Below are 12,729 nucleotides of genomic sequence, written 5' to 3'. Positions count from 1 at the left end.
GATATAAATTTGGGTTATAGGGTGTTAAGAAAATTACCACTCTGGTAATGTTACCTAACTTGTTATTTTGCCCTGTAACCCAAAGATCTTATGCCAAGCCAAATCACCGACTCTCCGCCAGCTACCCGGTCAACCGCCACCTTTACGGAGGGCATTACCGATAGCCTGCCTATCGTTATCGGCTATTTACCCGTCGCCTTCGCCTTTGGTCTGAGTTCGGTAAAACTGGGTTTTACCCCGCTGGAAGGTATTTTCTTCTCTTGCATCATTTATGCCGGTGCCAGCCAATTCGTTATTACCGCCCTGCTCAGCGCCGGGATGTCATTATGGGTTTCCGCCTTAACCGTGATGGCAATGGATATCCGTCATATCTTGTATGGACCGGCACTCAAACACCGTATTCTGACCAAATTATCCGCTAAAAAAACCGCGCTGTGGGCATTTGGTTTGACCGATGAAGTGTTTGCTGCTGCCACCACCAAGTTAATGAAAGATCAGCGGCGCTGGAGCGAAAACTGGATGCTCGGTATCGCGTTTACCTCTTGGCTATCTTGGGTGGCAGGTACCGCAATCGGTGCCATGTTTGGCAATGGCCCGTTGGAGAATTATCCCGCTATTGAGGCCTCCCTCTCCTTTATGTTACCGGCGTTGTTCTTGAGCTTTCTGCTGGCCTCATTTAAACGCCAATATAGCCTAACCGTTATCGCCTCGCTGAGTGGCGCATTGCTCGGCGCCGTGTTGTTCTCTATTCCGGTGGCAATTTTGGCCGGAATTGGCGCAGGGTGCCTGGCCGCCCTGCTGCAACCCACACCAGAAGTGGTGACCGAACACAGTGAAAATAACGAGCAGGAGCCGACACCATGAATTCAGATGTCCTGATTATTGGGTTAGTGGTGGGGACGGTAAATTACCTGTTTCGTTATTTGCCACTGCGCCTGGGACCAGCACGTAAACCAGCGGGTCTGCAACGAGGCCGCGTTTCACTGCTGTTGGACAGCATTGGGATTGCTTCTATCTGTGCGTTATTGGTGGTTTCCAGTACACCAGAAATTATGCATAACCCGCAGAAACTCATGCCGACACTGATTGGCTTTCTGGTTATCTGCGGCTGCTTTTATAAAACCAACAGTATTATCTTCGCCACGTTATTTGGCGCGATCAGCTATGGACTGACATTCAAATTGCTCATGATTTTGGGATAAGAGATTGCCTGAATTGTGAGCTAAAACACAATACCCTTACAATTAGTGATACTAATTACTTACAAACAGTGACTGAATAACACGAATTGCTAAATTTTTCTCGAATTATACCGTTTACATTATTAGTCACTATCGTTACTGTACCATTTGAAATTAATGAGGCTCATTATAATGGAAAGTTCGTTTAGTCCTATAGAACAGATGCTTAATTTTCGTGCCAAACGCCAGAAAGATTTCCCTTATCAGGAAATTCTACTGACACGCTTGTGTATGCATATGCACAGTAAGTTGCTAGAAAATCGCAACAAAATGCTGAAAGCACAAGGAATTAACGAAACCTTATTTATGGCATTAATTACACTGGATGCGCAGGAAAGTCGCAGTATCCAACCGTCTGAACTGAGTGCGGCACTGGGTTCTTCACGCACCAATGCGACCCGCATTGCTGACGAACTGGAAAAGAAAGGTTGGATTGAGCGCCGCGAAAGCCACAATGACCGCCGTTGTTTGCATTTGCATCTGACCGAGGCGGGCGTTGAGTTTTTGAATCAGCTGCTGCCCCCACAACATAAATGTCTGCATTTTCTTTGGTCAACCCTGGACGCTGACGAACAGCAACAGCTTGAAACGCTGACGCGCAAGTTACTGTCTCGTTTAGATCAAATGGAAGTACCGGAGCAGTAATTCCAATATATCTATCCAGGCGCATTACTTGATCCAGGTAAATAACTATGCGATCCCCACATAGCTGGAGACTCACGCCTTTGTTCGCCATTTTTTAAGGGCTGAACTGACGACTGATTTACTCGGCTAACACCCGGATATTGCAGCCTAACGCCCGTTATAACACTGGGATTATCGGCAGTGATGAGCTGTTGGTAACCGAATCACAATATCTACAACAGCAACAATCGGAACTTAGCGCCAGCAACCATTTATTGCAGGCCAGGATTAGTTTGATCCGTTCATTGGGTGGTGGTTATCAGGCCCCGGTCAATGACGGTTCACAAAATAAAACAATATAAAATGTGGGGAAGACCATGAGTACAAGCGCGGAAGCTCAAATCCCGCAACAACCGCAGAACAAGAAGAAGCAACGTAAACGCATACTTCTTCTCCTGACGGTTATTTTTATCATCCTTGGCGTGGCCTATTTTATTTATTGGTTCTTGGTGTTACGTCATCATCAAGAGACTGATAATGCTTATATTTCAGGCAACCAGATACAGATCATGTCGCAGGTTCCCGGCAGCGTGGTCAGTGTCAATTTCGAAAATACCGATTTTGTTAAAAGTGGCGATGTGCTGCTGTCTCTTGACCCAACTGATGCCGAACAGGCGTTTGAGCAGGCAAAAACCGCACTGGCTAACAGTGTGCGTCAAACCCACCAGCTCATGATTAACAGTAAGCAGTATCAGGCGAATATTGCCCTGAAAAAAACTGAACTGAGTAAATCACAAAATGACCTACAACGCCGTGTGGTGCTCGGTTCGGCTAATGTTATTGGCCGTGAAGAGCTGCAACACGCCCGTGATGCCGTCGATGCCGCACAGGCTTCGCTGGATGTTGCGATTGCACAATACAATGCCAATCAGGCATTGGTTTTAAATACCCCATTGGAAAAACAACCGGCTGTCGAGCAGGCTGCGGCCAAGTTACGTGATGCCTGGCTCTCCTTGCAACGGACCAAAGTTGTCAGCCCGGTAGACGGTTTTGTTTCACGCCGCAGTGTGCAAGTGGGTGCTGAAATTGCCAATGGCGCGCCATTAATGGCAGTTATCCCGGCAAACCAGATGTGGGTTGACGCTAACTTTAAAGAGACACAGTTAGCAAATATGCGCATTGGCCAAAGCGCCACAGTCATAACTGATTTCTATGGTGATGACGTGGTTTATCAGGGGAAAGTGGTTGGTCTGGACATGGGGACCGGCAGCGCCTTCTCACTGTTACCGGCGCAAAATGCCACCGGTAACTGGATTAAAGTGGTTCAGCGCCTGCCAGTCCGTATCGAACTGGATAACAAACAACTGGCTGAACATCCGCTGCGTATTGGCCTGTCTACCACGGTTAGAGTGGATACCGCCAACACCGATGGCCAAGTGCTGGCACAAAATGTGCGTAAAGAACCTGCATTTGTAACTAACGCGCTGTCACTGGATTTAGCACCGGTTAATCAAATGATTAGCGACATTGTTCATGCGAATGCGGGTTAATGTTGATGCAAATGCAAGTTAAGCGCGCCGGAGGCCTCTGTGGCACAAAAACCGCTTGAGGGTGCCCAACTCGCCTGGATGACGGTCGCGCTATCATTAGCAACCTTCATGCAGGTGTTGGACTCCACCATTGCAAACGTGGCTATTCCTACTATTGCCGGTGATTTAGGCTCATCCAACTCGCAAGGCACTTGGGTTATTACTTCGTTCGGGGTGGCAAATGCTATTTCGATCCCCATCACCGGCTGGCTGGCCAAGCGTATTGGTGAAGTGCGCCTGTTCCTGTGGGCAACCGGGCTATTTGCTCTGGCTTCATGGTTGTGTGGTATTTCCAACAGCCTGGGGATGCTTATCTTCTTCCGGGTGATTCAGGGGTTGGTCGCAGGGCCATTGATTCCGCTATCGCAAAGCCTGTTACTAAATAACTATCCGCCAGCGAAGCGAAGTATGGCCCTGGCATTGTGGTCGATGACAATTGTCGTGGCCCCGATATTTGGGCCGATCCTCGGCGGTTATATCAGCGATAACTATCACTGGGGCTGGATCTTCTTTATCAACATCCCTATCGGGCTGGTGGTTATTCTGGTCGCAGGCAGTACCTTAAAAGGACGTGAGACCAAAACTGAAATCAAACCCATTGATACGGTGGGGCTGGTGCTATTGGTGGTTGGGATCGGCGCGTTACAAATCATGCTTGACCAAGGTAAGGAGCTGGATTGGTTTAACTCGACCGAGATTATCGTCCTGACGGTCATTGCCGTGATTGCCATTACCTTCTTGATAGTCTGGGAACTAACCGACGACCACCCGGTGATTGATCTCTCGTTATTCAAATCGAGAAACTTTACCATTGGTTGCTTGTGCATCAGCCTGGCCTATATGTTGTACTTTGGCGCGATTGTCTTGCTGCCACAACTACTACAGGAGGTATATGGCTACACCGCCACCTGGGCTGGCCTGGCATCTGCGCCGGTAGGCATATTGCCGGTGCTGTTATCACCGATCATTGGTCGCTTCTCTCATCGAATTGATATGCGACAGTTAGTCACCTTCAGCTTCATTATGTATGCGGTATGTTTCTACTGGCGGGCTTACACATTCGAACCGGGAATGGATTTTGGTGCATCGGCGTGGCCGCAATTTGTGCAAGGCTTTGCTATTGCCTGCTTCTTTATGCCACTGACCGCCATTACGTTATCTGGCTTGCCGCCAGAGCGCATGGCCGCAGCATCCAGTTTGTCTAACTTCCTGCGAACCTTGGCGGGATCGATTGGTACCTCCATCACCACGACGCTCTGGACGCAAAGAGAATCGATGCACCATTCGCAACTGACCGAGTTTGTTAACCCGTTCAACCCGAATGCGACATTGATGTATCAGGAGTTGGAAAAACTGGGGATGAATCAGCAACAAGCCTCGGCTTATCTGGCACGGGAAATTACCAATCAGGGGCTGATTATCTCTGCCAATGAGATCTTCTGGCTCTCGGCGGGGGTATTCCTGCTGCTGCTGGCGCTGGTGTGGTTTGCCAAGCCACCCTTTACCTCCGGCGGCGGCGGCGGTGCGCACTAGCGGCTAACGCTGAGCAACAAAAAGGGCACTGACTTATCATCAGCGCCCTTTTTTATTTTTCTAGCTCAGTGATATACCCAAAGTCATTGGAGTTGCGGGTAGGCAGCAAGCAATGCCGCTAACAACCCTGCTGCTGCAAGGACCAGGGTATTATTGGGCGCTATTCTGACGCCACCACTCCGACAGCAAAATACCGGTTGCCACTGACACATTCAGGCTTTCTACCCGGCCAGTTCCGCCGATAGACACACTCATATCGCCCTGCTGCCAGGCACTGTCGGTCAGGCCATCACTCTCTTGACCTAATACCAGCACCATTTTGGCAGGCAGTTCAGCTTTTGACAGACTGACACCTTTATGACTCGATGTGGTCACGATGGTGTAACCGGCTTTACGAAAGGTATCCAACACCGAGAGGAAATCGTCTGCATTGATAGCCTTGATATGCTCCGCACCACCTTCGGCGGTACGCACTGCAGCACCCGATTCCAGCATCGCCGGATCTTGCAACAACACACCGTTAATACCGAAATGCGCGCAGGTCCGCATAATGCCGCCGAGGTTATGTGGGTTACCCACATCTTCCAGCGCCAGTACACAGTCTTTAGCTTGAGTCTGCTGTTGCAGATAGGTTTCTGCATCCAGACCCTGACGTTTCTTGATAAGGAAGCACACGCCACCATGGTGTTCAGTGCCAGAAGCCTTCGCCAGCTCCTCTTCTTCAACCACATGATAAGCCTTGCGGTTAGCCGCCATCCATTTCAGCGCTTCGCGAAAACGAGGGGTAACTGACTGCACAAACCAGGCGCGGACGATAGCGTCCGGGCGGCTTTCAAACAATGCCTTACAAGCATTCTCACCATAAACACGTGTTTCTTCAGCCCGCTGGCGGCGCAATTGCGCCGGATCTACATGACTTTTACCGCTGATGCCACCATGATCAAACTCTGGCTCTTCTGATGGCGCACGGGATACCGTTTTCCACGGTGAATCGTAAGGGCCATTGCCTTCAGAACGTGCCGGGCGGCTAGGACTCACGCGTTCATTACGGCCGGAATCATTACGACGTGAATCATTATTACGCGATGAACTGCCCCGACTTGCATTGTCACCTGGACGACCTTTGCTTGCCGGACGCTGGTTTTTACTACGGTTATTGTTGTTACGGTCGTCACTGCTGCTTTCGTCACTGCGGACGTACATCACTTTAACTTTGCCGTTTTTGCCACTAAATGAATCGTTCATTGTCTTCTCCACCAACGCGCAGGGCGCGAAGATTACCTGATGTCCGCCCGGTTAGCCATAAGCAAGCGCTAAAAGCTAGCAACTATCGTATTCATCGAATAAACCTTTTTGGCACTTATCCCATTTATCTCCATAATAGATAACAACAAGGAAACAAGTCAGCGATGTTTTCTCTTCTATCTATTGAGACACTAAATAAAGGCTAATTTATGAATACGGTATGTACAGCTTGTATGGCGACTAACCGCCTACCGGAAGAACGTATTGATGACGGCGCTAAATGTGGGCGCTGCGGCCACTCTTTATTTGATGGCGAGGTGATTAACGCCACCACTGAAACGCTGGATAAATTGCTGCAAGATGACCTGCCGGTGGTCATCGACTTCTGGGCTCCGTGGTGCGGGCCTTGCCGCAGCTTCGCGCCTATCTATGAAGATGTTGCCGCAGAACGCGCCGGAAAAGTCCGTTTCGTCAAAGTTAACACCGAAGCCGAACCCGAGCTTAGTACCCGTTTCCGTATCCGCAGCATTCCTACTATTATGCTGTACCGCAACGGTAAAATGGTCGACATGCTCAGTGGCGCATTGCCAAAAGCGCCTTTTGATCATTGGCTAGATGAGCAATTATCAGTAGAGCCAGCCGCCCGATAAGCTAGTTTAACTCATTTATCGCGTCTCGGCGCAGCGTAGTCGCCCGGTGAGATTGATGCCCTGACAGTTTTTTGTCGGGGCATTGTTTTTTTGTTTTATGGTATGACTAAGCGTAAGGGTTGATTAGAATAGCGCTATTTCATCAGGAGTCCGTCGTGACTGAAATATTGATCACTGACCATGCTTTATTAGATACGGTTCTCACGACGGAAAATGCCGTACTGCGTTTACGCCGGCAGCGTTTAGCCGCATCCACGCGCGCCTATCGTGCCCGTGGCTGTCGCGCAATACGTTGTCAGGGCTGCTTGTTGGCAGAGCGTTTTTGTTTGTGCGATACCATAAAACCGCAGCCAGCCGCCAGCCGCTTTTGCCTGATTATGTTTGATACCGAACCCCTAAAACCCAGCAATACCGGCCGCTTGATCGCAGATATTCTGCCCGACACCCAAGCCTTTCTCTGGGCGCGCACTGAGGTTGACCCTGCATTGCTGGCGGCCATTGGCGACCCTGCGCGCCAGCCATATGTCGTATTCCCAGAAAAATACGCTGAACCACCACGGCAGATACTCAATCACTTGCCCATTAGCGATAAGCCTCCGCTATTTATACTGCTGGACGGCACCTGGAACGAAGCCAAAAAGATGTTCCGCAAAAGTCCCTATCTGGCTGACCTGCCGATGCTGTCACTCAATGTCACTAATAGCTCGGATTATCTGTTACGCGAAGCCCCACGCCCAGAGCAACACTGCACGGTCGAAGTCGCCGCTGCCCTGCTACAACAAGCGGGTGATATTCAGGCCGCAGACCAATTAACGGCCCATTTCCTCTATTTCCGCCAGCAATATTTAGCGGGAAAACCTCACCATCCAGTGGGGCGAGTCACAGCAACTGTCGAAGAAAGCACATAAAATCAGATAAGCTGTCTTTAACTTATACCCAATAGATTTCAGGGCGCAGGAAGGCGGCGAATCGTTCTGGAACCAGTTTGAACAGTATTGATGCGAGCCCGCAGGCTGAGTGAGCGCAGCCAACACACCTGCAACTTGAAAGATAACGGGGATAAACGATGAGCCAACGTGGATTAGAAGCACTACTACGCCCGAAGTCTATTGCGGTTATCGGCGCTTCTGAAAAACCGGATCGCGCCGGTTTCCTGATGATGCGTAATTTGCTGGATGGCGGCTTCAATGGCCCTATTCTACCGGTGACCCCAACCCATAAAGCAGTATGTGGTGTGTTGGCTTACGCAGATATCGCTAGCCTGCCGATTACGCCCGATCTGGCGATTTTGTGTACTCATGACAGCCGCAATTTGGCCCTGTTGGAAGATCTCGGCATCCGTGGCTGTAAAGCAGTCATCATTCTGTCTGCCGCAACTGAACAGTTCCCAGAGCTGAAAGCCTGCGCGCAACGCCATCATATGCGCTTACTTGGCCCCAACAGCCTGGGCTTGCTGGCGCCATGGCAAGGGCTAAATGCCAGTTTCTCACCCGTTCCCATCAAGAAAGGGCGGCTGGCATTTATCTCTCAATCAGCCGCGGTAGCAAACACCATTCTCGACTGGGCGCAGCAGCGGGAAGTTGGCTTCTCGTATTTTATTGCGCTGGGTGACAGCCTGGATATTGATGTCGATGACTTACTCGATTTCCTGGCCAGAGATGGCAAAACCAGTGCCATTATGCTGTATATCGAACATATCAGTGATGCGCGCCGGTTTTTATCCGCCTCGCGCAGCGCTTCGCGCAATAAACCGATTCTGGTGGTCAAAAGTGGCCGCACACAGCGTGCTCAGCAGTTGCTAAATGGTCAGCAAGGGCTGGACGCGGCTTATGATGCGGCGATTCAGCGGGCCGGCCTGCTGCGGGTGCAGGATACTCACGAGCTATTCTCCGCTGTCGAAACACTCAGCCACATGCATCCGCTACGGGGTGAACGGTTATTGATTGTCAGTAATGGTTCCGCCCCGGCGGCCATGGCGCTGGATGAGCTAATCAGCCGTAATGGCAAGTTGGCAACACTGTCTGATACCACCCAATCGGCGCTGAGTGCCGTGCTACCCTCTTTTGTTTCCTTACGTAATCCCATAGACTTGCGCGATGATGCCAGCGCTGAGCGCTATCTGGCGGCGCTTAAACCGCTACTGGACAGTACCGACTACGATGCGCTATTGCTGATTCATTCCCCGAGCGCTGCTGCGCCAGGGAGCAAAACAGCAGAATTACTGATTTCCGCTATCCGTCAGCACCCACGCGGCAAACGCCTTACCCTGCTCACTAACTGGTGTGGTGAATATTCATCACAAGATGCGCGCCGACTGTTCACCGAAGCCGGGATCCCCACCTATCGCACACCGGAAGGGGCGATTACTGCCTTTATGCATATGGTGGAATATCGCCGTAACCAGAAGCAATTGAAAGAGACACCTGCGCTGCCTGTCGGCCTCACCGCCAACACCGCCCACGTGCATCAGTTGATTCGCCAGGCGCTGGCAGAAGGTGCCACCCAGCTTGATACCCATGAAGTACAACCGATACTTGAAGCTTATGGCCTCAGCACACTGCCAACCTGGATTGCCAGTGATAGCGTAGAAGCGGTGCATATCGCCGAACGATTGGGCTATCCGGTTGCCATCAAACTGCGCTCGCCGGATATCCCGCACAAGTCAGAAGTCCAGGGCGTAATGCTGTATCTTCGTACCGCAATTGAAGTACAGCGGGCTGCTGACGATATTCTTGACCGGGTAAGGCGCACTTATCCGCAAGCCCGTATCCACGGGTTGCTGGTGCAAAGTATGGCGAACCGCGCAGGCGCTCAGGAATTGCGAATTGCAGTAGAGCAAGATGCGATTTTCGGCCCGTTGATCATGTTAGGTGAAGGTGGCATCGAATGGCATCATGAAACTCAGGCCGCCGTCGCGCTGCCGCCACTCAATATGGCACTGGCCCGCTACCTGATTATACAAGCGGTCAAAGGCGGCAAAATTCGCAGCCGTGGATCATTACAACCCTTGGATATCCCTGGCTTGAGCCGTTTACTGGTACAAGTCTCTAATCTAATTCTCGATTGCCCCGAAATCAGCCGGTTAGATATTCACCCGGTACTTGCGTCAGGTAGCGAATTCACACTGTTAGATGTTTCGATGCAACTGGCACCTGTCAGCGGCGATCCGCAGGCACGGTTGGCGATCCGCCCCTATCCACACGAGTTGGAACAAAAGGTCGAACTTAAAGATGGCTCTCACTGTCTGTTCCGCCCAATTTTGCCAGAAGATGAACCGCTACTAAAATTGTTTATTGATCAAGTCACTAAAGAAGATCTCTACTATCGCTACTTCAGTGAAATAAATGAATTCAGCCATGATGATTTGGCGAATATGACGCAGATTGACTATGATCGAGAAATGGCATTTGTCGCTGTGCGCCAAAAAAATGATGGCCCTGAAATTATTGGCGTCACGCGCGCGTTGTCTGACCCTGACAATATTGACGCCGAGTTTGCCGTGTTGGTGCGCTCAGACCTTAAAGGGCTGGGTCTGGGGCGGGAACTATTAGAAAAGATGATTCAGTATACTCGCAGCCATGGGTTAACACGGTTAACCGCAGTCACCATGCCCAACAACCGTGGCATGATCGGTTTAGCTAAAAAACTCGGTTTTAGTATTGATGTACAGATGGAAGATGGGATCGTTAATCTGGAGCTGACACTTTGATTTCAGTTACATGAATCACCGTGATATATACCACAACCCCAAACGATTCGGTCTTTGGCAGGCAAAACTTGCGCACAATCCGCGAAAGTAGTGGTATTATCGCCCAACTCAATGGATTAGTGTTTTTTAGGATATGGCGGTTCTGCCATCAAATAACAAGAGAAGAAGCGCACTGTGATGTTGTCAAAATTCAAACGTAGTAAACATCAACAACACCTTGCACAACTGCCCAAACTCCCTCAGTCAGTTGATGATGTCCAAACACTTTATTGCCCCAAGGTTTTCCGCTCCACTCTGCTGGATTTAATAGGCCTGGCGACCAAACGTATTTATCTGGTAGCGCTCTACCTGGAGCAGGATGATGCAGGCCGGGACGTAATGAATGCCCTCTATCAGGCTAAGCTTCAGCGCCCAGAACTGGAGATTTGCGTGCTGGTAGACTGGCACCGCGCACAACGTGGGCGTATTGGAGCCGCAGCGGTCAATACCAATGCTGATTGGTACTGTGAAATGGCAGCCAATCATCCGAATGTTTGCGTTCCGATTTACGGTGTTCCAGTCAATACTCGCGAAGCACTCGGCGTGTTGCATCTGAAAGGTTTTATCATTGATGATACTGTGATTTACAGTGGTGCCAGTATCAATGATGTCTACCTCTATCAAAACGATAAGTATCGTTATGACCGATACCAATTAATCACGAACCCATCATTGGCCGAAATTATGGTCGATTACGTGAAACAACGGATGCTAAGTGCAGGAGCGGTGCAACGCTTGGATCGTGCTGATCGACCGACCAATCCTGAGATTAAAAATGAGACCCGACAGTTTCGCTCGTCACTGCGCGACATCGGCTATCAATTTCCGGCACAAGCGAGTAATGATGAACTAGCCGTCACCCCATTGGTTGGCTTAGGCAAAAAGAGTCAACTGAATAAAACGATTCATCATTTAATGGCCTCCGCTGACGAACGACTCACTATTTGTACACCTTACTTTAATCTGCCAGCACTGTTAGTCCGCAATATCATTTATCTACTGCGTGAAGGCAAACAGGTCGAGATTATTGTTGGTGACAAAACAGCAAATGACTTTTATATTCCAGAAGATCAACCGTTTAAGATTATTGGCGCGTTACCTTACTTATACGAAATCAACCTGCGCCGCTTCCTGAGTCGCTTACAGCGTTTTGTCGATAGCGGGCAATTAATCGTGCGCCTGTGGAAAGATGGCGACAATACTTATCATCTGAAAGGAATGTGGGTTGATAATAATTGGCAGTTGATTACCGGTAATAACCTGAATCCACGCGCATGGCGTTTGGATCTGGAAAATGCCATTTTGATCCACGATCCTAAGCATGAGATGCACGAGCAGCGCGCTAAAGAGCTGGAGTGTATCCGTACTCATACTAAAGTTGTTTCACATTACCTTGAGCTTGAGAATATTCAGCAATATCCAGTCAAGGTTCGCAAATTGATCCGTCGTTTGCGCAGGATCCGTATCGATCGGCTGATTAGCCGCATTCTATAAATATAAAAACCCGGTTACATGCCGGGTTTTTTGTATCTAGCCAGAGGAGAGACGGCATGTGGTGCCCACCTTATCTTCGCCCATTACTTATCGCTCCACTGTTTTTTCTCAGTTCTGCATGCACGCACATGGCTAATGATAATTGGACCGGGAAAGATAAGGCACAACATTTCTTTGCCTCCGCCGTTTTAGCTGCCGCTGGCACTGCCTATGGTGAGCATCAAAACTGGTCCGATGCCAAGAGCCGTAATTTTGGCCTGCTGTTTTCTATCGGGATCGGGGCGGGTAAGGAGTTATATGATAGTCGTCAAGGTGGGACTGGCTGGAGCTGGAAGGATTTTGCCTGGGACGTCGCTGGTGCAATGACAGGTTACAGCCTTTATCAAGCGGCAAACTGACCTCACTACAGCAATAAACACGCTATTCCTACGATAAAACCTTACTTACCCGGTTCAAATCCTCACAGCTAAATCCATAAACAAAAAAAGCCACCTATCAAGGTAGCCTTCTGTTTTATTCATCGCTGTAACGGCCGGATTTGACTCACCTGCCCCTGCAATATTTGACTCATCTGACTATGAACCCTGCGGCGCAACCACTCTAAG

General features: G+C 49.8%; 11 protein-coding genes and 1 pseudogene. 11 read left to right on the top strand and 1 reads right to left on the bottom strand.

Annotated features, from left to right (window positions below; translation table 11 throughout):
• Positions 1-90 precede the first annotated feature (90 nt).
• The 6 genes and pseudogenes from V2A85_RS09840 (at position 91) to emrB (ending at position 4,987) form a co-directional block, all read left to right on the top strand.
• On the top strand, positions 91-864 hold the full coding sequence (locus V2A85_RS09840; RefSeq protein ID WP_372558130.1) for an AzlC family ABC transporter permease: 774 nt from the start codon (positions 91-93) through the stop codon (positions 862-864).
• Entirely contained in the window at positions 861-1,202 is a 342-nt protein-coding gene (gene ygaH, locus V2A85_RS09835; protein ID WP_372558129.1) for an L-valine transporter subunit YgaH, read from the top strand. The genes V2A85_RS09840 and ygaH overlap by 4 nt, the downstream gene beginning before the upstream one ends.
• A gap of 171 nt (positions 1,203-1,373) precedes the next feature.
• Complete coding sequence (gene mprA, locus V2A85_RS09830; protein ID WP_083160191.1) at positions 1,374-1,886, top strand: transcriptional repressor MprA; 513 nt, start codon at positions 1,374-1,376, stop codon at positions 1,884-1,886.
• Between the two features lie 149 nt (positions 1,887-2,035).
• Positions 2,036-2,227 (top strand): annotated as a pseudogene (locus V2A85_RS09825) (transporter); the annotation flags it as partial.
• 15 nt (positions 2,228-2,242) lie between these two features.
• Positions 2,243-3,415, top strand: a complete 1,173-nt coding sequence (gene emrA, locus V2A85_RS09820; RefSeq protein ID WP_420071329.1) for a multidrug efflux MFS transporter periplasmic adaptor subunit EmrA — start codon at positions 2,243-2,245, stop codon at positions 3,413-3,415.
• A gap of 39 nt (positions 3,416-3,454) precedes the next feature.
• Positions 3,455-4,987, top strand: coding sequence for a multidrug efflux MFS transporter permease subunit EmrB (gene emrB / locus V2A85_RS09815; protein ID WP_083160195.1), 1,533 nt, complete (start codon positions 3,455-3,457; stop codon positions 4,985-4,987).
• A 150-nt stretch (positions 4,988-5,137) separates the two neighbouring features.
• Here emrB and V2A85_RS09810 read toward each other — a convergent pair whose 3' ends face one another.
• A complete protein-coding gene (locus V2A85_RS09810) occupies positions 5,138-6,232 on the bottom strand; it encodes a tRNA/rRNA methyltransferase (protein WP_083160197.1) in 1,095 nt (364 codons plus the stop codon).
• A gap of 209 nt (positions 6,233-6,441) precedes the next feature.
• On the opposite strand from V2A85_RS09810, the gene trxC reads away from it, so the two are divergent.
• The 5 genes from trxC (at position 6,442) to V2A85_RS09785 (ending at position 12,522) form a co-directional block, all read left to right on the top strand.
• On the top strand, positions 6,442-6,882 hold the full coding sequence (trxC, locus tag V2A85_RS09805) for a thioredoxin TrxC (protein ID WP_420071328.1): 441 nt from the start codon (positions 6,442-6,444) through the stop codon (positions 6,880-6,882).
• A gap of 155 nt (positions 6,883-7,037) precedes the next feature.
• A complete protein-coding gene (locus V2A85_RS09800) occupies positions 7,038-7,790 on the top strand; it encodes a tRNA-uridine aminocarboxypropyltransferase (protein WP_420071327.1) in 753 nt (250 codons plus the stop codon).
• A 158-nt stretch (positions 7,791-7,948) separates the two neighbouring features.
• Positions 7,949-10,591 (top strand): bifunctional acetate--CoA ligase family protein/GNAT family N-acetyltransferase, encoded by a 2,643-nt coding sequence (locus V2A85_RS09795; RefSeq protein WP_420071326.1) that lies wholly within the window; start codon positions 7,949-7,951, stop codon positions 10,589-10,591.
• 180 nt (positions 10,592-10,771) lie between these two features.
• A complete protein-coding gene (pssA, locus tag V2A85_RS09790) occupies positions 10,772-12,124 on the top strand; it encodes a CDP-diacylglycerol--serine O-phosphatidyltransferase (protein ID WP_372559835.1) in 1,353 nt (450 codons plus the stop codon).
• Between the two features lie 56 nt (positions 12,125-12,180).
• Entirely contained in the window at positions 12,181-12,522 is a 342-nt protein-coding gene (locus tag V2A85_RS09785; protein ID WP_083160207.1) for a YfiM family lipoprotein, read from the top strand.
• Positions 12,523-12,729 lie beyond the last annotated feature (207 nt).

The organism is Yersinia sp. 1252 StPb PI, assembly GCF_048593885.1.
In the GTDB taxonomy this organism is placed as follows: Bacteria; Pseudomonadota; Gammaproteobacteria; order Enterobacterales; family Enterobacteriaceae; genus Yersinia; species Yersinia enterocolitica_E.
The sequence above is the reverse complement of the archived record's forward strand: the minus strand, read 5'-3'. Positions and strand labels throughout refer to the sequence as shown.